This window comes from Herbiconiux solani NBRC 106740 (genome assembly GCF_001571005.1).
Lineage (GTDB): Bacteria > Actinomycetota > Actinomycetes > Actinomycetales > Microbacteriaceae > Herbiconiux > Herbiconiux solani.
The window spans coordinates 86,371-108,476 of sequence record NZ_BCST01000010.1 but is presented as its reverse complement, the minus strand read 5'-3'; the positions used below and the strand labels follow the sequence as shown (position 1 = coordinate 108,476).

General features: G+C 71.4%; 19 protein-coding genes and 1 tRNA gene. 5 read left to right on the top strand and 15 right to left on the bottom strand.

Features of this window, described 5'->3' with window-relative positions; translation table 11 throughout:
* The 3 genes from ribA to HSO01S_RS16785 all read left to right on the top strand — a co-directional run.
* Nucleotides 1-725 (top strand): GTP cyclohydrolase II (ribA, locus tag HSO01S_RS16795; RefSeq protein WP_245636045.1); only part of this gene is annotated, 725 nt, incomplete at its 5' end.
* Nucleotides 726-784: 59 nt separating this feature from the next.
* Nucleotides 785-1,264: a 6,7-dimethyl-8-ribityllumazine synthase gene (gene ribH / locus HSO01S_RS16790; RefSeq protein ID WP_066043462.1), complete on the top strand. Its 480-nt coding sequence runs from the start codon at nucleotides 785-787 to the stop codon at nucleotides 1,262-1,264.
* Between the two features lie 83 nt (nucleotides 1,265-1,347).
* Nucleotides 1,348-2,184, top strand: a complete 837-nt coding sequence (locus HSO01S_RS16785; RefSeq protein WP_066043461.1) for an alpha/beta fold hydrolase — start codon at nucleotides 1,348-1,350, stop codon at nucleotides 2,182-2,184.
* 47 nt (nucleotides 2,185-2,231) lie between these two features.
* Here HSO01S_RS16785 and HSO01S_RS16780 read toward each other — a convergent pair whose 3' ends face one another.
* Nucleotides 2,232-3,044, bottom strand: coding sequence for a ribokinase (locus tag HSO01S_RS16780; protein ID WP_245636044.1), 813 nt, complete (start codon nucleotides 3,042-3,044; stop codon nucleotides 2,232-2,234).
* Between the two features lie 180 nt (nucleotides 3,045-3,224).
* Between HSO01S_RS16780 and HSO01S_RS16775 the strand changes: the two genes are divergently transcribed.
* Nucleotides 3,225-4,628 carry an MFS transporter gene (locus HSO01S_RS16775; RefSeq protein ID WP_066043459.1) on the top strand — a complete coding sequence of 468 codons (1,404 nt, stop codon included), beginning with the start codon at nucleotides 3,225-3,227 and terminating at the stop codon, nucleotides 4,626-4,628.
* 86 nt (nucleotides 4,629-4,714) lie between these two features.
* Nucleotides 4,715-6,571 (top strand): ABC transporter ATP-binding protein, encoded by a 1,857-nt coding sequence (locus HSO01S_RS16770; protein ID WP_066043458.1) that lies wholly within the window; start codon nucleotides 4,715-4,717, stop codon nucleotides 6,569-6,571.
* Nucleotides 6,572-6,655: 84 nt separating this feature from the next.
* Here the strand turns inward: HSO01S_RS16770 and HSO01S_RS16765 are convergent, their stop codons facing one another.
* The 14 genes from HSO01S_RS16765 to HSO01S_RS16700 form a co-directional block, all read right to left on the bottom strand.
* A complete protein-coding gene (locus HSO01S_RS16765; protein ID WP_066043457.1) occupies nucleotides 6,656-7,453 on the bottom strand; it encodes a hypothetical protein in 798 nt (265 codons plus the stop codon).
* The gene (locus HSO01S_RS16760) at nucleotides 7,450-8,373 is read right to left on the bottom strand and encodes an ABC transporter ATP-binding protein (protein WP_066043456.1); all 924 of its coding nucleotides are present in this window, start codon (nucleotides 8,371-8,373) and stop codon (nucleotides 7,450-7,452) included. The genes HSO01S_RS16765 and HSO01S_RS16760 overlap by 4 nt, the downstream gene beginning before the upstream one ends.
* On the bottom strand, nucleotides 8,370-8,750 hold the full coding sequence (locus HSO01S_RS16755) for a GntR family transcriptional regulator (protein WP_066043455.1): 381 nt from the start codon (nucleotides 8,748-8,750) through the stop codon (nucleotides 8,370-8,372). Before HSO01S_RS16755 ends, HSO01S_RS16760 begins: the two co-directional genes overlap by 4 nt.
* Nucleotides 8,751-8,808: 58 nt before the next feature.
* Nucleotides 8,809-10,914 carry an ArnT family glycosyltransferase gene (locus HSO01S_RS16750; RefSeq protein WP_066043454.1) on the bottom strand — a complete coding sequence of 702 codons (2,106 nt, stop codon included), beginning with the start codon at nucleotides 10,912-10,914 and terminating at the stop codon, nucleotides 8,809-8,811.
* A gap of 81 nt (nucleotides 10,915-10,995) precedes the next feature.
* On the bottom strand, nucleotides 10,996-11,886 hold the full coding sequence (locus HSO01S_RS16745; RefSeq protein WP_066043453.1) for an aldo/keto reductase: 891 nt from the start codon (nucleotides 11,884-11,886) through the stop codon (nucleotides 10,996-10,998).
* Between the two features lie 17 nt (nucleotides 11,887-11,903).
* Nucleotides 11,904-13,367, bottom strand: a complete 1,464-nt coding sequence (locus tag HSO01S_RS16740; RefSeq protein WP_066043452.1) for an NAD-dependent succinate-semialdehyde dehydrogenase — start codon at nucleotides 13,365-13,367, stop codon at nucleotides 11,904-11,906.
* 153 nt (nucleotides 13,368-13,520) lie between these two features.
* On the bottom strand, nucleotides 13,521-15,125 hold the full coding sequence (locus HSO01S_RS16735; RefSeq protein WP_066043451.1) for a PucR family transcriptional regulator: 1,605 nt from the start codon (nucleotides 15,123-15,125) through the stop codon (nucleotides 13,521-13,523).
* Nucleotides 15,126-15,127: 2 nt separating this feature from the next.
* Nucleotides 15,128-15,721, bottom strand: coding sequence for an isochorismatase family protein (locus HSO01S_RS16730; RefSeq protein WP_066043450.1), 594 nt, complete (start codon nucleotides 15,719-15,721; stop codon nucleotides 15,128-15,130).
* A 41-nt stretch (nucleotides 15,722-15,762) separates the two neighbouring features.
* Nucleotides 15,763-17,334: a D-alanyl-D-alanine carboxypeptidase/D-alanyl-D-alanine endopeptidase gene (dacB, locus tag HSO01S_RS16725; protein ID WP_084361785.1), complete on the bottom strand. Its 1,572-nt coding sequence runs from the start codon at nucleotides 17,332-17,334 to the stop codon at nucleotides 15,763-15,765.
* Between the two features lie 30 nt (nucleotides 17,335-17,364).
* Nucleotides 17,365-18,348, bottom strand: a complete 984-nt coding sequence (locus HSO01S_RS16720) for a Gfo/Idh/MocA family protein (protein WP_066043449.1) — start codon at nucleotides 18,346-18,348, stop codon at nucleotides 17,365-17,367.
* A gap of 90 nt (nucleotides 18,349-18,438) precedes the next feature.
* A tRNA-Thr gene (locus HSO01S_RS16715) sits at nucleotides 18,439-18,511 on the bottom strand.
* A 60-nt stretch (nucleotides 18,512-18,571) separates the two neighbouring features.
* Nucleotides 18,572-19,240 carry a TetR family transcriptional regulator gene (locus tag HSO01S_RS16710; RefSeq protein ID WP_066043448.1) on the bottom strand — a complete coding sequence of 223 codons (669 nt, stop codon included), beginning with the start codon at nucleotides 19,238-19,240 and terminating at the stop codon, nucleotides 18,572-18,574.
* Nucleotides 19,241-19,242: 2 nt separating this feature from the next.
* The gene (locus HSO01S_RS16705; protein WP_245636043.1) at nucleotides 19,243-20,823 is read right to left on the bottom strand and encodes an alpha/beta hydrolase; all 1,581 of its coding nucleotides are present in this window, start codon (nucleotides 20,821-20,823) and stop codon (nucleotides 19,243-19,245) included.
* Entirely contained in the window at nucleotides 20,820-22,094 is a 1,275-nt protein-coding gene (locus HSO01S_RS16700; protein ID WP_066043446.1) for a DNA polymerase III subunit delta', read from the bottom strand. Before HSO01S_RS16700 ends, HSO01S_RS16705 begins: the two co-directional genes overlap by 4 nt.
* Nucleotides 22,095-22,106: the final 12 nt, after the last annotated feature.

Here is a 22,106-nt window from a genome sequence, read left to right as displayed (position 1 = left end):
AGGATGCGGCCGCCGGTCTCGCGGTCGCGGCGACCGTGGCCGACGCCCCGCCGCTCGACGCAGCCGAGCTCGCCGCCGCCCAGACCGCCTCGGTACCGGGCGGCACGAGCCCGCGCGTGCAGTTCGAGGTCGAGACCACCGTGCCGACCACGCACGGGCCGCTCCGGATGCGCGCCTACCGCGACCTGGAGACCGGCGCCGACCACGTCGCCATCCTCTCCGGCGACCTGCACGCGACAGGCCCCGACGGCCTCGTGGCGTCCCCGCTCGTGCGCGTGCACTCCGAGTGCCTGACCGGTGAGGCCTTCGGCTCGCTCAAGTGCGAGTGCGGCCCGCAGTTGGACACGGCTCTCGACCTGATCGCCGAGCACGGCGGCGTCGTCGTCTACCTCCGCGGTCACGAGGGACGCGGGATCGGCCTGATCAACAAGCTGCGCGCCTACCGGCTGCAGGAGGACGGGCTGGACACCCTCGACGCCAACGTGGCGCTCGGTCTCCCGGCCGACGCGCGCGACTACGGCGCGGCCGTCGCGATCCTCAACGACCTCGAGGTGCCGGCCATCCGTCTGCTCACCAACAACCCCGAGAAGGTGCGCCAGCTCGAGGAGCACGGCATCGACGTCGCCGAGCGCGTGCCGCTCGTGGTCGGGCTCTCCTCGTTCAACCAGCAGTACCTCGACACCAAGCGCGACCGGATGGGGCACGTGCTGCCCTCGGCGCACTGACGGCCGAGCACCTCCCCCACCATCCATCGCACCACCCCCAACGGAAGGACGGACACGCCATGAGCGGAGCCGGAGCCCCCGCCCTGGACGTCGACCTCGACGGCACGGGCCTGAACATCACCATCGTCGCCGGAACCTGGCACACCGTGATCACCGACGGCCTGATCGCGGGCGCCCAGGCGGCGCTCGACGAGGCCGGCGCGACGAGCACGCTCGTGCGGGTGTCCGGGAGCTTCGAGCTGCCGGTCGTCTCGAAGGCGGCGCTGGAGTCCGGCGCCGACGCGGTCGTCGCCCTCGGCGTGATCATCCGCGGCGGCACCCCGCACTTCGAGTACGTCTCGGATGCGGCCACCTCCGGCCTCACCCAGGTCAGCATCCTCACCGGCAAGCCGGTCGGCTTCGGCGTACTAACCCTCGAGGACGAGCAGCAGGGGCTCGACCGCGCCGGGCTGCCCGGCTCGAAGGAGGACAAGGGCCGTGAGGCCGCCCAGGCCGCGGTCGCCACCGCCGTCACCCTCCGCACCCTCCGAGGCCGCTGAGCACCTGTTGCCGGAGCGCCGCGATCCGGCGTGAATGATCCCAGGACGCCTGCCGCGACGGAGCGGGCCGAAAGGAGATCGTCATGGCCGAGATCACGGCCCACCACGGACTGTTCAAGGACACCAAGCTGCACGTGGACGACACCGGGGGCTCAGGTCGCCCGGTCGTCCTCATCCACGGCTGGCCGCTCTCCGGTGAGTCGTGGAAGGAACAGGTCCCGGTCTTCGAGGCCGCCGGCTACCGCGTCGTCACGTACGACCGCCGGGGTTTCGGACGCAGCGACAAGCCGCTCACGGGTTACGGGTACGACACCCTGACCGAAGACCTCCATACCCTCCTGGTCGAACTCGACCTCCAGGATGCGACCCTGGTCGGCTTCTCGATGGGCGGCGGCGAGGTGGCCCGCTACTTCTCGAAGTACGGGACGGAGCGGGTGCGCAGTGTCGTGTTCGCCTCCGCGGTGACGCCGTACATGCTCACGACCGCGGGCAACCCCGACGGGCCGCTCAGCCCGGCCGAAGCCGCGAAGATGACGGCGGGGCTGACGGCGAACCGGGAGTCGTTCTTCGACGGTTTCACACGCGACTTCTTCTCGGTCGACGGCACACTGGTCGTCAGCGAGGACCAGCGCCAGGAAGCCCTCGCCCTCGCCGCTCAGGCGAGCAAGGAGGCCGCTCTGGCCACGATGGCCTCGTTCGGCACCAGCGATTTCCGCGACGACCTGCCGCTGGTGACCGTGCCGACCCTAGTGATCCACGGCGACGGCGACGCGACCGTGCCGTTCGAGGGCTCGGGAGCCCGCACGCACGCGGCCATCCCGCAGAGCGAGCTGCACGTGGTCGCCGGCGGACCGCACGGAGTGAACGTCAGCCACCCCGAGGAATGGAACCGCGTGGTGCTGGAGTTCCTCGCAGACTGAACGGCCCGGCCCGGCCCTGCGACGGCCGCCGCCGCAGTGACCTGGGGTCAGGGCTGGGCGCCGACCCAGCCGACCGAGAGCGCGGCGGCCGTCGACGCGGCCTGCATCGCATCCGCGTCGCTCAGGCCGGCGGCGAGGCCGGCCGCGAGCGTGCCGCAGTAGCAGTCGCCCGCCCCGGTCGTGTCGACCACCTCGCTCACCACGCCCGCGGGAACGACGTGCTCGCCCCAGCGCGATCCGGCGCCGCCGAGGGTGACGAGCACCGACCGCGGCGTCAGGCCGTCGGCTGCGAGCAGCTCGTTCTCGTGCTCGTTGACGACGACGGGGTCGGCGAGGTCGAGCACGTCACCGGGCAGCGGGGCGAAGGGGGCGAGGTTGAGGATGACGCGGGCTCCGCGGGCGGCCGCGATCCGTGCGGCCTCGGCGATCACGTCCGTGTCGACCTCGAGCGAACCGAGCAGCACGTCTCCGGGCTGCAGCGAGTGGAGCGACGCCAGGTCGGCGACCGTCACGCGGCCGTTGGCCCCCGGCGAGACGATGATCGTGTTCTCGCCGCGGGCATCCACGGCGATCGCGGCGTGCCCGGTGGCGACGCCCGTCGTGCGGGCGATGTGGGTGGTGTCGACGCCGTAGGCCTGCAGGCGGCGGAGGTACGCGTCGCCGTCGGGGTCGTCGCCCACCCGGCCCACGAAGCCCACGCGGGCTCCGGCACGCGCCGCGGCGACGGCCTGGTTCGCCCCCTTGCCGCCGAAGTGCTTGACGAGGTCACCGCCCAGCAGCGTCTCCCCGGGAAGCGGGTGGCGCTCCACGGCGACCACGGAATCGATGTTCAACGAACCGACCACGACAACGGTACCCACGTGCACTCCTTCGAAAACGTCCTTCAGCATCCTACGGGGCGCGTAAACTAGGCGTTCGCGAGCGACCCTCGCCCTCTAGCTGACACCGGTGCCCGCGAAGACGCCCGACCGGCGTCAGCGGCCTTCTCCCGCGGCACCCCGTCCCTTCGACTCCTCGATTCCCTGAAAGCACGAGACGCCATGTCCTCCTCTGTCCTCGACGCGCCCCCCGCCGCACCGGCCAACACCCGCGGGCGCGTCATCCTCGCGAGCCTGATCGGCACCTCGATCGAGTTCTACGACTTCTACGTCTACGCGACCGCCGCCGTCCTGGTCTTCCCGGCGCTGTTCTTCGCGAACTCCGACCCCACGATCTCCCTGTTGCAGTCGTTCGCGGTGTTCGGCGTCGCCTTCGTCGCGCGGCCCGTGGGCAGCATCCTGTTCGGTCACTTCGGCGACCGGATCGGCCGCAAGCGCACCCTCGTGGCCTCGCTGCTCACGATGGGCATCGCGACCGTGCTGATCGGCTGCCTGCCCACCGGTCTCACGCCCGGCTGGGAGATCCTGGCCCCCGGATTCCTCGTGCTGCTGCGTTTCTGCCAGGGCCTCGGGCTCGGCGGCGAGTGGTCGGGTGCGGCGCTGCTCGCGACCGAGAACGCCCCGAAGGGCAAGCGCTCGATCTACGGAACCTTCCCGCAGCTCGGCGCGCCGATCGGGTTCATCATCGCCAACGTCGTGTTCCTCATCCTCAGCACCACCCTCGCGCCGGACGCCTTCCTCGCCTGGGGCTGGCGGGTGCCGTTCCTCGTCTCGGCCGTGCTCGTGATCGTCGGCCTCTACGTGCGGGTGCGCCTGGTCGAGACGCCGGCCTTCCAGAAGGTCGTCGAGAAGGGCGAGGTGGCCAAGCTGCCGCTCGCCCGCGTGTTCAAGACCAGCTGGCGCCCGCTCATCCTCGGCACGTTCATCATGCTGGCCACCTACGTGCTCTTCTACCTGATGACCACGTTCACGCTCACCTTCGGCACCACGGCCTCCTCGGTCGAGGTCGCGCAGGCCGCGGCCGAGAAGGCGGGCAAGGCCTTCGACCCCTCGACCTTCGTGCCGGGGCTCGGCTACGGGCGCAACGACTTCCTGATCATGCTCGTCGTCGGCTGCGTGTTCTTCGGCATCTTCACGCTGGTCTCCGGCCCGCTCGCCGAGAAGGTCGGCCGCCGCAACGCCCTGATCTGGACGACGGTCGGCATCGCCGCGTTCGGCCTGCTCTTCGTGCCGCTGTTCGCCGGCGGCTTCGTGGGCGTCATGGCCCTCCTCATCATCGGCTTCACGCTGATGGGCCTCACCTTCGGCCCGATGGGCTCCGAGCTGCCCGAGCTCTTCCCGGCGAACGTGCGCTACACCGGATCGGCGATCAGCTACAACGTGGCCTCGATCCTCGGTGCGGCCGTCGCGCCGTTCATCGCGGTGGCGCTCTGGCAGGCGGCGGACGGCAGCACGGCCCTCGTCGGCAACTACCTGTCGCTGATGGCCCTGATCACGCTGACCGCACTGCTGATCAGCAAGCCGCAGAAGGCCGACGACGTCGACTTCGCCGACCGGCTGAGCTGACAGGCGCGGGACTTATCCTGGAGGGCGAGCGGATCGGATCCGCTCGCCCTCCGGCGTTCGCGCCCATCGGTATCAGAAAGAAGAGCATGTCCAGTACGACGTCATCAGCCCCGCGGTCGCGGAGCCCGTTCGCGCGCGGCCGCAAGGCCGACGAAGGCCCCCGGGCCAAGTTCAGCCAGCTGCTGCCGTTCCTGTTCGAGCACAAGAAGGTGCTCGCGGTCGTCGTCGCGCTCAGCATCCTCGGGGCGGCCGCGAGCCTCGCCCAGCCACTGCTGGTCAGCCAGGTCATCACCGTCGTCGAAGCCGGCCGCCCGCTCGACATGCTGGTCTGGGCACTCGTCGCCCTGGTCGTCGTCTCCGGCGTGATCAGCGGCTTCCAGCACTACCTGCTGCAGCGCACGGGCACGAGCGTCGTGCTCTCGGCCCGCCGCCAGCTGGTCTACCGGATGCTGCGCCTGCCGATCAGCCAGTTCGACACCCGCCGCACCGGCGACCTCGTCTCGCGGGTCGGCTCGGACACGACGCTGCTCTACGCGGTGATCACCCAAGGGCTCGTCGACGCGATCGGCGGATCCCTGGTCTTCTTCGGCGCGATCGTCGCGATGCTCATCATCGACCCGGTGCTGCTCGGTCTCACGGTGCTCGTGATCGCGGTCTCCGTGGTCACCGTGGTGCTCATCTCCAGCCGGGTGCGCACGGCGAGCCGCCAGCAGCAGGAGAAGGTCGGCGACCTGGCCGCGGCCGTCGAGCGCTCGATCAGCGCGATCCGCACCGTGCGGGCCGCCAACGCGACCGAGCGCGAGACCGCGACCGTCGAGAAGGATGCTCAGGGGGCCTGGGAGGCGGGCGTCAAGGTCGCGAAGATCTCGGCCCTCGTCGTGCCGATCGCCGGCATCGCGCTGCAGGTGTCGCTCCTGGTCGTGCTCGGCGTCGGCGGCTTCCGGGTCGCCTCGGGCGCGATCACGATCGCGAGCCTGGTGTCGTTCATCCTGTTCCTGTTCATGATGATCATGCCGCTCGGGCAGGCCTTCGGCGCCCTCAACTCGGTGAACCAGGCGCTGGGTGCGCTCGGCCGCATCCAGGAGATCATCGACCTGCCGGTCGAGGGCCAGGACGACCGGGAGATCGCAGCCCTCGCCGCCCCCGGCTCGGCCTCGCCCGATGCCCCGGCGGTGGAGTTCGTCGATGTGCACTTCGCCTACGACGAGGTGCGGAAGGCGGGCGACTCCGGCCTGCAGGACGCCCCGGAGGACGAGGTGTCGACCGGCGTGCTGCACGGCGTGAGCTTCACGGCCCCGCGCGGCAAGCGCACGGCGATCGTCGGACCCTCGGGTGCCGGCAAGAGCACGATCCTCGCCCTGATCGAGCGCTTCTACGACCCGACCGCGGGCGCCGTGCGCTTCGGCGGCGTCGACGTGCGCCAGCTCTCCCGCACCGAGCTGCGCTCCCAGATCGGCTACGTCGAGCAGGATGCGCCGGTACTGGCCGGCAGCATCCGCCAGAACCTGCTGCTCGCGAGCCCCGACGCCACCGACGAGGACTGCATCGCGGTGCTGCACGCCGTGAACCTCGGCGAGGTGCTCTCGCGCTCGCCCGAGGGGCTGGATGCGGCGGTCGGCGAGGACGGCGTGATGCTCTCCGGCGGCGAGCGCCAGCGGCTCGCGATCGCGCGGGCGCTGCTCGCGGCGCCCCCGGTGCTGCTGCTGGACGAGTCGACCTCGTCGCTGGACGGCCTCAACGAGCAGATGCTGCGCGGGGCGATCGACGCCGTGGCCGAGAACCGGTCGCTGATCGTGATCGCGCACCGGCTCTCGACCGTGGTCGACTCCGACCAGATCGTCGTGGTCGACCACGGCCGTGTCGTCGGTGTCGGCACCCACTCCGAGCTGGTGGTCTCGACCCCCCTCTACCGAGACCTGGCCAAGCACCAGCTCTTGGTCTAGCGCCCAATGTCCGCGATCCGTCAGTTGTTGTCGCCATCCGAAGGATTTAGCGACAACAAGTGACGGATCGCGGACAGTCTGGGGTCAGCCTCGGGGGGTGGCCCGGCGGAGGACGAGGTAGCCGACGACCGCCGCGACGGCGGTGGGGATGAGGCCCCAGGCCACGACGCCCGCCGCCCCGGTCGACGCGAACCACGCGCCCACCGCCGGCCAGCCGGACCCCAGCGTGATCAGCACGGCCGCTCCCACGAGCACGACACCGAGGGTGGCGAAGAAGGCGAGCATCCCGTTCACGCGCCACCGCTGGTAGATCGTCGCGATCGCCGCGCCCACGAAGAAGAAGAACAGGAACGCCGACGTGAACAGCAACAGCCGCGTGTACCACGGCGCGTCCCAGCCGCCGAAGTAGACGACGGTGAACATCCGCCCGCCGAAGCCCCAGCCCTCGGTCGCCCGCTCGATCGTCGCGAGCACGGTGAACCCGACGCCGTAGAGCACCGAGAGCAGCACGAAGACGAGCGACGTGCCGAACCAGAACTCGCGCCGCGTGGCGCTCAGCCCCAGCGCGAGCGGGAAGTACTGCGCCATCGACAGCACGCCGAGCACGAGCATGTAGACGAAGAAGTAGAACGACGCGCCCGAGTACTGCAGCCCCTCCAAGGCGTCGGTGCGGTCGGCGGGGTCGGCCACCGACTGGTAGATGATCCACCAGATCACGAGGTTGACCAGGAAGATGAAGCCGAGGATCATCCACGGCACCCCGAACACGCTCATCCGGTTCGACAACTGCAGCCGGGAGACCGCGAGGATGCGGTGGGACCGGTGGGGTGCATCGGCGATGCCGGCCGCCGTGGCGGTCGCGGGCGGGCTGTACGAGGTCATGCGCTCTGCTCCTTGTCGAACGAGGTGGATGCGTCGGCCGAGGTGGCTGCGGGGACGCTGCCCGCCGTGGTCCGCACCACGAGCTGCTGCAGCGACACCGGGCCCACTTCGAGCCCGGCCGCGGAGGCCTCCGCCCGCTCGGCGGCGCTCAGGCGTCCGACGGTGGCCGTGGCCAGGCCGCCGAGGCGCTCGCTGTGCAGCACCTCGCGCCCGGCGGTGAAAGCGTCGACCGCGGCAGCGGTGCCGGCGATCGTGCTGGCCGACCCGCGGAGACTCTCCGCATCCTGGTCGATCACGATGGCGCCGTCGTCGATCACGATCACGTGCTCGAGCAGATCGCCGACCTCGTCGATCAGATGCGTCGAGAGCACGACGGTGCGCGGATGCTCGGCGTAGTCCTCGAGGAGGCGGTCGTAGAAGATCTGCCGGGCCACCGCATCCAGCCCCAGGTAGGGCTCGTCGAAGAAGGTCAGCGGCGCCCGGGACGCCAGGCCCGTGATGACGCCGATCGCCGAGAGCTGGCCGCGCGAGAGCTTCTTGATGCGGGTCTTCAGCGGCAGCCGGAAGTCGGCGACCAGGCGGTCGGCGAACTCGGCGTCCCACTCCGGGAAGAACCACGGAGCACTTCTGAGGACGTGCCGCGCCGTGAAGTCCTCCGGGTACTTCTGGCTCTCCTTGATGAAGCTGATCCGGCTGAGCACGCGGGCGTTCTCGACCGGGTCCTCCCCGAAGACGCGGATGCTCCCCGATCCGGCGAACTCCTGGCCGGTGAGCAGTTGCATCAGGGTCGTCTTGCCCGCTCCGTTGCGGCCGAGGAGACCGTAGATCGTGTTCTCCTCGATGGTCAGGTCGACGTGGTCGACGGCGGTGACGTTCTTGTAGCGCTTGGTGAGGCCTCTGGCCTCGACGACGGCGGTCATGCGTCGTTCTCCTCTCGGATCATGTCGACCAGCGCGGCGCCGGAGATGCCGAGCTTGGCGGCCTCCGTGACGAGCGGGCGGACGTACTGGGTCTGGAACTGCTCACGTCTCTTCGAGACCAGGCGCTCGCGCGCCCCCGTTGCGACGAACATGCCGATGCCTCTTCTCTTGTAGAGGATCCCCTCGTCGACGAGCAGGTTCACGCCCTTGCCGGCGGTCGCCGGGTTGATGCGATGGAAGGCCGCGAACTCGTTCGTCGAGGGAACCTGGCTCTCTTCGGGCAGAGTGCCGGCCAGGATGTCGTTCTCGATCAGCTCCGCGATCTGAACGAAGATCGGCCGCGAGTCATCCACGGTCGGCCTCCCTGGTTGGTTCATTAGTCATGTAACTAACCAACCAGGTCGGGCCTTCGGTGTCAAGAGTTTTCTGAATCGCCTAGGGAGCGCAGGAGTAGAGCTCGCTGATGGTCTCGACGGGTGTGCAGTTCGAGGTGACCCAGTCGCGGATCTCGGCGACGTCACCGGTGGAGAGGACGGGGCTCGACGTGCCGGCGCCTGCACCGGGTGCACCCGCGCCTGCGCCACCGCTCCCGCCGAACCCGCCGCCGGTGCTCGACATCAGCACGTACCGGAGCTCGCCCGAGGAGACCAGCGCCGTGAAGGCGTCGAACGACGGCGCCGGGTCGGCCCCGCTGAAGCCTCCGATCGGCAGCACCGCGTCGCCGTCGGTCTCGGTGATGTAGCCGGCGGCCGACTGGGCGCCGAAGGTGGCGAGGAGGTAGCGGGCTCCGTCGCGGTGCGCCTCGACGTAGGCGAGCACGGTGCGGTCGGTCGCGCCGGCGATCGCGCCGGCGGCTCCCCCGCCGCTCGCTCCCCCGTCGGCTGCCGGACGCGTCCCGTCCCGGGGGGCGTCCGTCGCGCCGCCCGGCGCAGCCTGTCCGCCGGTCCGGCCGGAGGCCCCCGCACCGCCGCCGTCGCGCGTACCGAAGCCGCTCGCGGCCGCGCCGGGCCGCCCTCCGCCCCCGAAGCCCGCGCTGAGGCTCGAGCCGCTGCCCGCGATCGGGTTGATCGAGTTCGCGTGGTTCATCACGTCGAGCGACCAGGCGGCAGGGGTCAGCAGCAGCGCGACGCCCGCCAGCACGGGGACGGCCGACCCCGCCACGATCCGCACGAGACGGCCGCGAGGCATCCCAGGATTCGAAGCGCGTGCCCGCCGCCGCTCCCAGACGAGCAGGATGCAGACCACGACCGCGATGACGGCCTGCGCGACCGCGACCGGGTACAGGTAGGTCGGCTGGTAGAGCCCGATGCCGAGAGCGGTGGCCGCCGCGACCAGGATCAGGGCGAGCTGAGGCCAGAGCACTCCCCGCTTTCGCGCCTGGGCGAACGCGAGCCCCACCAGAAGCCCCAGCGGCAGGGCCAGCGACGCCGTGTAGAACTGGTGCATCCCGGCGACCGCCGAGAACATCGCGCCGAAGACGAACAGCCAGCCGCCGAGGAAGACCAGCACCGGCCGGGAGAACCGCAGCACCGCGAGCACCACCACGGCGAGCACCGCGGCGGGGATGAGCCAGGCCCCCTGGGGCCCGACCTCGGCGTTGAACAGCCGGAGCGCCCCGGCGTCACCGGAGAACGGCGGGGTGAACGACCGGTAGGCGTCCGAGGTCGCGGTGGCCGAGAACCGGCCGAGCCCGTTGTAGCCGAACACCATCTCGAACGGGTTGTTGCTGTACGTGCCACCCACGTACGGCCGGCTGCCGGCGGGCACCGCCCAGACCAGGATGATCCAGGCCAGCGACAGCGCCAGGCTCACGACCCCGGCGATCGCCAGATCACGGACCTTCCGCCACCACGACTTCTTCACGCACAGGTACGCGGCGGCGAGTGCCGGCCAGACCGCCCACGCCTCGAGCATGTACATCTGGAAGGCGAGCGCGATGAAGGCTCCGGCCCCGACCAGCCAGCCCGCCGAGCCCCGGGTCAGCGCCTTCGACGCCGCCCAGGCCGCGAGCGCGAGGGCCAGCACGAAGAACGACTCCGGCTGGTTCGTGCGGGCGACGGCGGCCAGGATGGGCGTGGCCGCGACGGCCGCACCGGCGACGAGCCCCGCGGTCGGGGTGAGCAGGCGCTTCGCGGTGACCGCCACGAGCACGACCGTGACGACCGTCGCGATCGCGTTGGGAGCATCTACCGACCAGGTCGAGAACCCGAAGACCTTCACGAACAGCGCCGGCACCCAGTACGAACCGGGGATCTTGTCGAGCGACACCACACCGGTCGGGTCGACCGCCCCGAAGAGGAAGTTCGACCAGTTCTTGCTCATCGAGAGCGCGATCGACGCGTAGTACTCCGAGCGCTGGCCGAGCTCGAGCGCCCAGAGGCTGCTGAACGAGGCGAGGGCGGCGAGCAGCACCAGCCCGGTGTGCCAGGCACCCCAGTGCCGGCGGGTGCGGATGCGCGAGGCCCGGTCGTCGCGGCCGGGCGAGCCGGCGAGGGCGAGCGGTCCGGTGCGAGGGTCGAGGTCTCCAGTGAGTGCGGTCACAGGAGGGAAGCTACGGCCGCATCATGTGCCCCGGCATCGGCGCGGTTATGGGCGGGCTGTGAGGCCCGCCCGCAGCGCGGTCTACGCCTCCGGGATCATCCGCTCGAACATCGCCGGCCGCTCGACGTCCGGGTCGGGGCCGCTCCGCACGCCGGAGTCGAGCGCGTCGATGCTGGCCAGCTCGTCGCCCGAGAGCTCGAAGTCGCCGATGTCGAAATTCTCGGCGATCCGCACGGGGTTCACCGACTTCGGGATCGCCGAACGCCCCTCCTGCACGTGCCACCGCAGCATGACCTGGGCCGGCGTCTTGCCGTGGTCGGCCGCGATCGCCGCCAGGGTCTCGTCCTCCATCACGCTGCGGCGGTGCTCGCCCCAGCCCGGGTAGAAGGTGATGCCGCCGATCGGCGACCAGGCCTGCGTGAGGATGCCGAGGTCGTGATCGACCCCCTGCAACGCGGGCTGCGAGAAGTACGGGTGCAGTTCGACCTGGTTGACCGCCGGAACGACCTCGACCGCCGCGAGAAGCTGGTCGAGATGGGACGGGGTGAAGTTGCTGACGCCGATCGCGCGCACCCTCCCGTCGGCGAGCAGCTCCTCGAGCGCCTGGTAGGCGGCGATGGTCTGGTCGAAGCGGCTGGGTGCGGGCTGGTGCAGGATCAGCAGGTCGATCGTGTCGACGCCGAGCTTGCCGGTCGACTTCTCGAAGGCGTGCAGGGTGCGATCGTGACTGAAGTCGCTGACCCAGACCTTCGTCTCGATGACGACCTCGTCGCGGTCGACACCCGAGGCGCGGAGGCCCTCGCCGACCTGCCGCTCGTTCCCGTAGATGGCCGCCGTGTCGATGTGTCGGTAACCGGTCCGCAGGGCGGACTCGACCGCGGCGGCCGTCTCCTCGGCAGCGCTCTGGTAGACGCCGAGCCCGATCGAGGGGAGCTCGACGCCGTTGTTCAGGGTGAGGGTGGGAATGCTCATACCTGAACGCTACGCCGTCAGTTGGGGATCAGCGTGTACTTGGTCGACAGGTACTCGTGGATGCCCTCCGAGCCGCCCTCGCGGCCGAGCCCGGACTGCTTGATACCGCCGAACGGTGCCGCGGCGTTGGAGATCACGCCGACGTTCAGGCCCATCATGCCGGTGTCGAGCTTGGCGATCATCCGCTGTCCGCGGGCGAGGTTCTCGGTGAAGACGTAGGAGACCAGGCCGTACTCGGTGTCGTTCGCCAGCCGCACGGCCTCGTCCTCGTCGTCGAACTCGACGATCGAGACGACCGGGCCGAAGATCTCCTCGCGGAGGATCTCGCTGCCCGCGGGCACCGCGGTCACGACCGTGGGCTCGTAGAAGCTGCCGGCGCCCTCGACCCGGTGGCCGCCGGCGATCAGGTTCGCGCCGCGGGAGACCGCGTCCTGAACCAGCTCGTCGGCCTTGTCGACGGCGGCGTCGTTGATCAGCGGGCCGATGCCGACGCCTTCCTCGGTGCCGCGGCCGATGCGGAGGGTGCCGACGCGCTCGGCGATCCGGCGGCCGAACTCCGCGGCGACCGAGGAGTGCACGATGAAGCGGTTGGCGGCGGTGCAGGCCTGGCCGATGTTGCGGAACTTCGCCGCCATCGCGCCGTCGACGGCCTTGTCGAGGTCGGCATCGCGGAAGACGACGAACGGGGCGTTGCCGCCGAGCTCCATCGAGGTGCGGAGCACGTTGTCGGCCGCCTGCTTCATCAGCCCGCGCCCCACCGGGGTGGAGCCGGTGAAGCTGAGCTTGCGCAGGCGCGGGTCGGCGATGATCGGATCCGAGACGCCGCGCGAGTCGGAGGTCGTGATCACGTTGAGCACACCGGCCGGAAGGCCCGCCTCTTCGAGGAGGCGCGCGACGAAGAGCGTGGTCAGCGGGGTGAGGGCGGCCGGCTTGACCACGGCGGTGCAGCCCGCGGCCAGCGCCGGTGCGATCTTGCGGGTCGCCATGGCGAGCGGGAAGTTCCACGGCGTGATCAGGTAGCTGGGGCCGACGGGCCGCTGCGAGACGACCATCTGGCCGGTGCCCTCGGGGTTCGAGCCGTAGCGGCCCGAGATGCGGACGGCCTCCTCGGCGAACCAGCGGAGGAACTCGCCGCCGTAGGTGATCTCGCCCTGGGCCTCGGCCAGCGGCTTGCCCATCTCGAGCGTCATCAGCAGGGCGGCCTCGTCGCGCCGCTGCTGCAGCAGGTCGAAGGCGCCGCGGAGGATCTCGCCGCGGGTGCGCGGGGCGGTGGCGGCCCAGGAGTCGGCCGCCGCGACAGCGGCGTCGAGCGCGGCGATGCCGTCGGCCGGAGTGGCGTCGGCGATGGTCTTCAGCCGTTCACCCGTGGCGGGGTCGAAGACGTCGATCGTCGCGCCGGTGGAGCCGTCGACCCAGGCACCGCCGATGAACAGGCGATCGGGGATCGAGGCGAGGAGGTCGGTCTCGGAGACTGCGGTCATGATGAGTCCTTTCACGGCGGCGCACAGGGAGGTCTGACTGCGACACTACCCGCGCGGATCGTCATCGCTCGTGCCGGAGTGGCAGATTCTGCGGACGCCGGTGCCAGGATGTCAGGTTGCCGGGCCTGCTGGCGCCTGGTGGCGGCCTGGTGGTCAGGTGGTCGGCCCCAGATCGGCCGCTGCCAGGAGCGCCCAGAGCTCCGCGCGGTCCTGGAAGCGGTCGAGCTCAAGCCCCAGCACGGATTCGACCGACTGCATCCGGGTGCGCAGGCTGTGCCGGTGGATGCCGAGCTCGCGCGCGGCCGGATCCCACTGGCCGTTGTGCCGGAGCCAGACGCCCGCCTCCCGCAGCCGCTCGCGGCCGTCCTCCCTCAGGAGGAGCGGGTCGAGGCGCGTGCGTGCTACCTCGGCCACCGAGGCCGTGCTGAGGAGCCCGAAGAAGCTCGAGGAGACGAGGGCGGAGAAGTCGGCGATCCGCCCTGCTTCGGCGCGCTCGAGCGAGCGGGCGGCCTGCACGAGCCCCGAGTCCAGCCCGTCCCAGCCGACGACGTCGGAGACGCCCGCGCGTGCGCGCCGCTGTTCGAGCAGGCGCCGGAGCTCGGGCCACTTGGCGGCGTCGGCCAGCAGCACCACGGTCTCCTCGTGCTGCACGAGGAAGAGCCGGTGGCGCCGATCCGCGGCCCGCCGCTCGAGGGTGTCGAGCAGCGCGGAGGAGAGCTCGCCCGCCGGGAGCGCGGCGACCACGAAGCGGGTGCCGGGGAGGCCCGTCGGGATGTCCTTGAGGGCCCGGCGCACCGCATCCACCCGCCCGTCGCGGAGCATGTCGAACAGCTGCACCATCAGGGCGCGGAGGCTGAGCCGCAGCTCGCGGCTGCGCTCGAGCGAGACCTCGGCCAGGGCGACCAGGGTCGTGACCACCGAGAGGTCGGCCGGGTCGAACGGCTCGGCCCTCGCCAGAGCGAGCACGCCGAGCAGGCGCCCGCTGCCGCCGAGCGTCTGGATACTGAGGTGCAGGTCACCGGCCTCGCGGTCGAGCCGTGCGCGGCGCTGCTTGTGCAGGAGCTCGCGCACGTCGTCCTCGGCCCCGGCGAGGGCCGCCCGGGCTCGAGCGCCGACGACGGATTCGGCCGCCGACTGCTCGCCGTCGGGATCGAAGAGCGCGATGTCGCAGCCGAGCCCCGAGGCAGCCGCCCGGACGGCCGCGGCCAGCCCTCCTCCCGCCAGGGCGGCGAGCGAGACGGCGCGCTGGGTTCCGAGCGCCCAGTCGACCCGCGACCGCTCCTCGGCCGCCTGAACCTCGGCGATCCAGCGGGCGATGGCGATGAACGGGGTCGGGTAGGGCACCTCGACGAGCGGGAGGCCGAGCCGGGTGCAGGCGTCGACCAGCTCGGCGGGCACGCCGTGACGGACGACCTCGGTGCCGAAGCCGAGCGCGGCGACGCCCGCGGTGACGAGGCGGTCGACGTAGGCGAGGGCGAAGGCGGCGGGGTCCTTGGTGTCGGCGGAGTTCGGCGCGTCGGCGGCGTTTGGCGAGTCTGACGCGTCTGCGGTGTGGGCAGCACCGTCGGGCCCGTCACCCGGGGCCTCGCCGAACTGGCGGCCCGTGGTCAAGAGCATCTGCCCGGGCACGACGAAGGGGGTCGGATCCTCGAGGTCGGAGGCGTGCGCCCAGAGCAGCGACCGGTCCCCGGCCTCCGGCGTCAGCAGCCGGAGCGCGAACTCACGACGCTCCAGCAGGGCGTCGAGGGTGGCCGGCACGGTCAGCGGTCGACGTGGTCGGAGGTGATCAGGTCGGCGCCGGCGTGCGCGAGCTCGGCGATCGCCGCGCGGGAGGCCTCGGGAGACACGCCGGCGACCAGGTCGGTGATGATCCGCACCCGGCGGCCGTGCTCGAGCGCGTCCAGGGCCGAGGCGCGCACGCAGTAGTCGGTGGCGAGGCCCGCGACGTCGATCCGGGTGATGCCGTTCGCATCCAGCAGCTCGCGCACGGTGCCGCCCTCCTCGGTGACGCCCTCGTAGATCGAGTAGGCGGGCTCGCCCTGGCCCTTCCGCACGTGGTGGTCGATCGCGTTCGTGGTCAGGTCGTCGTGGTACTCGGCTCCCCAGGTGCCGGCGACGCAGTGCACCGGCCAGGTGGTCACGAAGTCGGGTTCGGCATCGCCGGCGAAATGGCCGCCGTTGTCGTTGTCGGGGTCGTGCCAGTCGCGTGAGGCGATCACGAACTCGTACGCATCCGGATGCGCGGCGAGCATCCGCGAGATCCCCTCCGCGACCGCTTCCCCGCCGGTCACACCGAGGGCGCCGCCCTCGATGAAGTCGTTCTGCACGTCGATGATGAACAGGGCCTTGGCCATCTCAATGCTCCATCCGCCGGGCGTCTCGGATCCCGGACATGTCAGTTGTTGGAGAGGTTGTCGCCGCACTCGTAGACCGCGGTGGTCAGGGCGTCGATCGCCGTCTTCGCGCTGTCGCCGACGTCGTCGAGGGCGAAGAAGGCGAAGGTCAGCGGCGTGCCGTCGGCGGAGTCGATGATCCCCGAGAGCGTGTAGCCGGTGTCGATCCAGCCGGTCTTGGCGATCACGCTGCCGGCCGCGGGGGACCCGTTGAACCGCCCGGCGAGCGTTCCGCTCTCGCCGGCGACCGGGAGCCCGTCGCGCACCACGCCGAGCGCGCCCTCGCCGTTGCGGATCTTGATGAACAGCGCGGTCAGGAAGTTCGGCGACACCCCGTTGTCGTCGCTGAGGCCGGAGCCGTCGACGATCGTGAGCCCGGAGGTGTCGAGGCCGTAGGTCGCGAGCGCCTGCGGGATGGCGGTGCGGAGCGCCTCGAACGAGTTGCCCACGCCGAGCTTCACGGCGACCAGCCGGGCCAGCATCTCGGCCTCGGTGTTGTCCGAGCGCAGCAGCGCATCCGGGATCATGGTCGACACCGGCGCCGAGAGCACCTGGCCGAGCTGCGGGGCGCCGGCGGGCGCGACGCCCTCGGCCAGGTCGGCCCCCGGCGTGCCGAGGGCGATGGCGAAGGCCTGTCCGGCACGGAGCACCGCGTTGTCCGACCGCGCGGACACGTTCGCCGAGGGCTCGGCACGGTCGCCGTCGACCTGGAGGCCGGTGACCTCGGAGGAGTAGCCGTCGCGCTGCTCCTTGCGGTTCCACGACGGCTGCCAGCGGTCGCCGGAGAAGACGCTGGCGTCGAGAACGATCGAGGTGATCGGGGTTCCCGCGGTGGAGGGGTCGGCCGCCCAGGCCGCCTTCACCTGGTCGGCCAGTTCGGGCAGGCTCGCGGCGTCGCGGTAGATGTTCGAGCCGCTGCTGGCGAGCGTGATGTCTCCGCCGCCGACCAGCACCACCTGGCCGGGGGCGGAGCCCTTCACGACCGTGGTCGGCACGCGGTGATCCGGGCCCAGCACCGCGAGGGCGGCCGAGCTGCTCAGCACCTTCATCACGCTGGCGGTGCGGGCGAAGGTGCCGGCGGAGCGATCGAAGAGGATGTCACCGGTCGTCGCGTTGCGCACGCTGCCGAGGAAGGTGCCGAGCCGGCCGTCGGTGGCGAGGTCGGCGACCGAGCAGGTGCGGACGGGGGCGGCGGCGGCCGGAGCCGCGGGGACCACGCGGGCGTCGGCGGCGGGGGTGGGCGTCGGGGCCGCTGCGCCGGCGGTGGGCGTCGCCGAGGTGGTGACGGGGGCGACGACGGCTTCGGGGGCGGCCTCGGCGCTGGAACCGACCGCGGCACCCGCGGCGAAGGCACCGCCGCCGAGCACCACGAGGGCGACGGCGGCTGCGGCGGCCGCCCAGGCGCGGGGGTGGCGGGCGAGGGAGAGGCGGAGGGGGGTGGGGCGAGCGGCTGCGGGTGTCACGGCAGACACAGCTGCCACAGTCGCGGCGGCGGGCTCGGCGGCCCGCGCCTCGGCCTCCCGTCGCGCGCGGCGCGAGACGGGCTGATCCTCAGGGGTGGGCGTGTCCGACATCGAGCCCATCGTACCTGCGCCTCCCCCGGGCTACTCGCCCGGGTAGCGGAGCCCGATCTGCTCCCGCACCTCGTCGAGCACGCGCATGATCGCCACCGACTCGGAGACCGGCAGCAGCGGGCTCTCGGTCTCGCCCGCGGTGATGACGCGCTCCAGCTCGATCGCCTGGTACTGCATGCCCCGCGACACGACCGGGTGCTCGAAATGCTCGAGCACCTCGCCGTCCGGAGTCACGACCCGGAACGAGGTGGGGTTGTACCACCAGGGCTCGATCTCGATGCGCGCCTCGGTGCCGATGATCGCGCCGGCGACGGGGCCGGCGGCGTCGATCGCGCTGTGCGACATCGACTGCCGGCCGCCCTCGTGCTCGAAGATGAGCGCGGTCTGACGGTCGACACCCGTGTCCGACATGGTCGCCGAGGCGAGCACTCGGGTCGGGATGCCCAGGATGTCGATCGCGAACGACACGGGGTAGATGGCGAGGTCGAGCAGGCCGCCGCCCCCGAGCTCGGGGTTGTTGATGCGGTGGGCCGGGTCGCTCGGCAGCTTCTGGTCGTGCTCGGCGATCACGGTTCGCACGTCGCCCAGGGTGCCCTCGGCGATGATCTCGCGGATGCGGACCATGTGCGGCAGGAACCGGGTCCACATCGCCTCCATGACGGCGACCCCCGCATCCGCCGCCGCCTCGGCGACCCGGGCGGCCTCGGCCGCGTTCAGCGTGAACGCCTTCTCGACCAGGACGTGCTTGCCGTTCGCGATCGCGAGCAGCGCGTTCTCGGCGTGCATCGGATGCGGGGTGGCCACGTAGATCACGTCGACCTCGGGGTCCGCGGCCAGGGCCTCGTAGCTCCCGTGCGCGCGAGGGATGTCGAAGCGCGCTGCGAAGGCATCGGCCGACTTCTGCGTGCGCGAGCCGACGGCGGCGACCGTGAGGCCCACGGCCTTCAGGTCGGTCACGAACATCTCGGCGATCCAGCCGGTGCCGAGGATCCCCCAGCGGATGGTGTCGGACATCGTCGTCTCCTTGTCGTTGACCGCGCCGTCGTCGACCGCGCTGGTGAAAGCCGAAGTCCCCCAACCCTCGCGGGTGTGGGGGACGAAGCGGGCCGCCTCCGGGAATCGAACCCGGGACCTATTCATTACGAGTGAATCGCTCTGCCGACTGAGCTAAGGCGGCCTGGCCGGCGCTCAGCGCTCGGCACAGCAACAAAGCATAGCCGATCTGCGGAGCACTCGTTCACACCTCGGAGCGGGTGACTCCGAGCAGTTCGCGGAGCCGCCCGTACGACCGGGCGAGCACCTCGGGCAGCGAGCCGAGCTCGGGATGCTCGGTCGAACTCAGCCAGGCGCTCCGAGCGAGGGTCAGCGCGAGCAGGCTGGTGAGGCGGGCGCGCTCGGCCCCCTCGACCGGGTCGTACTCCTCGCCCGTGTCCCGCGCGTCGGCGGCCAGCCGACGCTCGACCGCCGCGGCGATGACCGCCTCGGACTCGCGGAGCCGGTCCATCCGGAGCGCGAAGATCTGCGGGTACGCGACCATCACGCGCCGCCGGAGCTGGTGGAGCTCGGGATCGACCGCCCCCTCCTCGCTGGCCTGGTCACCCATGATGGCGAGCACGTCTTCCAGTGGATCCCCGTGCGGGCCGGCGTGCTCGAACGCCGCCGCCACCTCGTCGGTGAGGACGAAGGGCGGATCCCCGGCGAGCGAGTCCTCCTTGGTCGGGAAGTAGTTGAAGAAGGTGCGCGGCGAGACGTCCGCCTCACGGCTGATGTCGTCGATCGTCACCTGGTCCAGGCCCCGCCGGTCGACCAGGTGCAGCACCGCGAGCTGGATGCGACGCCGGGTCGCGCGCCGCTTGCGCTCCCGGAGGCCGAGCGAGTCGTCGTGGGTGAGGGCGGCCGCGGTCATCCTCAGCTCGTGCAGTTCGGGTCGGAGGCCGGGACGGTGCCCTGCAGGAAGTAGGCGTCCACCGCGGCGTCGACGCAGTCGGACGAGTTGTAGGCCGTGTGGCCGTCGCCCTGGAACGTCACCAGGTGACCGTTCTGCAGCTGGCCGGCCAGTGCCTGCGCCCACTTGTACGGAGTGGCCGGGTCGCCGGTCGTGCCGACCACGATGATCGGTTCGGAGCCGGCCGCGGTCACCGCCGCGGGGACGCGGGTGCTCGGGTAGACCCATTGCGAGCAGGGCACGTCGCTGTAGGTCCAGTAGGGCCCGACCGTCGGCGAGGCGGCGATCAGGTCGGTGTTCTGCTGGGCGATGACGGCCGGATCGGTCGACGCCGGGAAGTCGGCGCAGGAGATCGCATTGAACGACTCGATCAGGTTGTCGGCGTACGTGCCGTCCGGGTTGCGGCTGTTGTACGCATCCGCCAGCTGGAAGGCGTAGTCGGCCTGACCCTGCTCGACCGAGGTGAACAGGTCGTCGAGGTAGGGCCAGTTGCCCTTGTTGTAGAGGGGGTAGAAGACCGCGGTGAGCAGGTTGGCGGCGCCGAGCTGGCGGCCGTCGCTCGAGCGGACCGGGCTTGCCTCGACCTTGGCGAGGAGTGCCTGGATGCGGGTGAGGGCCTCGTCGGCCGAGCCGTCGAACCAGCAGTCGGAGCGGGTCGCGCAGTCGGCGAGGTAGTTCTTCAGCGCCGTCTCGAAGCCCGCGGCCTGGGCGATCGTGATGCCGAAGCCGTTGACCGAGGGGTCCTCGGCGCCGTCGAGGACCATCCGGCCGACCTTGTCGGGGAAGTTGCCGGCGTACTCGGCACCGAGCAGCGTGCCGTAGGAGTAACCGAGGTAGTTGAGCTTCGGGTCGCCCACCAGCGCCCGGAGCATGTCGAGGTCGCGGGTGGTGCTGTCGGTGTCGATGAACTGCAGCAGCGGGCCGGTGTTCGCGGCGCACTTGTCTGCGAAGTCCTTCCAGGCCGCCTGGTACGCCGCCATCCACTCGGCCGAGCCGCGGACCCCGGGGGTGACGTCGTAGAGGAACGCGTCGCGCTCGGAGTCGGTGAGGCAGTGCACGGCGTCGGAGTGGCCGGTGCCGCGGGGGTCGTAACCGATGACGTCGTAGGAGGCCTGGAGCGACGGATGCGCGGCGTAGTCGGCCGATTGCTGCACGAAGTCGTAGGCCGAGCCACCCGGGCCGCCGGGGTTCACGAACAGCGTGCCGAGCTTCTCGCCGGCGCCCGAGGAGGGCTTCTTGATCATCGCGAGCTTCACGGTGTCGCCCGAGGGGTTCGCCCAGTCCAGCGGCGCGGTCGCCTCGGCGCACTGGAAGCCGCCGCCGCAGGAGGACCAGACGAGCGACTGGCCGTAGAACGGCTTGAGCGCGGCCGGCACGTCTTCGGCGAGCGGGGTCGACGTGGCGGCCGGGGCCGAGCTGGCTCCCGGAGCGCCCTGATTGCCGACGAACCAGGTGGTGCAGCCGGAGAGCAGGAGTGTCGCCGCGACGATCGCGGCAGCGGCTCCGGCCAGCCGGGAGCGGCGACTCGGGGTGGGACGGGTCACTGAGGAACCTTTCGTGATGCGGATCGGGCCGCCTCGGCGACCGTGACGAGCATGGCTTCGAGTGCGAGGGCGGGGGCCACGTTAGCCGCTATCCTCCGGCGCGCGACCGCGATCGCGTCCATCGCCGCGAGGGTCGATGACGAATCGTTACTGCTCGCGACCTCCCTCACGCGGGGCGAGATCGACTCGTTGACGAGCTCGACCTGGGAGCCGAGCTGCACGATCAGGATGTCCCGGAAGAGCGAGAGCAGATCGGTCAGGATGCGGTCGATGCCGTCGCGGAGACTGCGGGTCGCCCGGCGCTTCTGATCCTCCTCCAGGCTCTTCATCTGGCCGCGGAGGGCCAGGGGGACGGCCTGGCCGGGCTCCACCCCGAGCGAGCGGAGAGCGGCGGCGCGCTCCTCGGCGTCGCGCTCCTCGGTGATGGCCTGGGCGTCGGCGCCGGCGATCTCGAGCAGGCGCGCGGCCCCCCGGACGGCGTCGCCCACGGTGGAGACGGAGAGCGCGAGGTCGATCGTCTCCTCACGGCGGGCGCGGGCCTCGTCGTTGGTGGCGAGCCGGTGCGCCATGCCGATGTGGCTCTGCGACTCGCGAGCGGCGCGCAGCGCGAGGTCGGGGTCGACCCCGTCGCGCTTGACGAGGAGGGCGGCGACGTCGTCGGTGCTCGGCACGCGGAGGCGCACCGAGCGCACACGGGAGCGGATGGTCGGCAGCAGGTCGGCCTCGCTCGGGGCGCAGAGAATCCACACCGTGCGCTCGGGCGGCTCTTCGAGCGCCTTGAGCAGCACGTTCGAGGTGCGCTCCACCATCCGGTCGGCGTCTTCGATGACGACCACGCGGTAGCGGGAGACCGAGGGCGAGAACTGCGAGGCGCTGACCAGGCGACGCACCTCGTCGATCGAGATGATGACGCGCTCGGTGGCGAGGATCGCGAGATCGGGATGCGTGCGGGCCGCCACCTGGCTGCAGTCGCTGCAGACGCCGCAGCCGCCGAAGCGGCACAGGAGTGCGGAGGCGAAGGCGTAGGCGAGGTTGGAGCGGCCGGAGCCCGGGGGGCCCGTGACGAGCCAGGAGTGGGTCATGGAGTCGGCGGGGGTGCCGGCGCGGGTAGCGGCCGGGGCGCCGCCCGTCGCGGCCGCTGCCGTGGGTGCTACGGCGGCGTCTGAGGCGGGGCTGTGCGACATCGGCGCCGAGTGCGCCGCGCTCTCGGCGGCGGCACGGAACACCTCAATGGCGGCCGATTGCCCCGTCAGGTCGTCCCACACGCTCATGAGATCAATCTA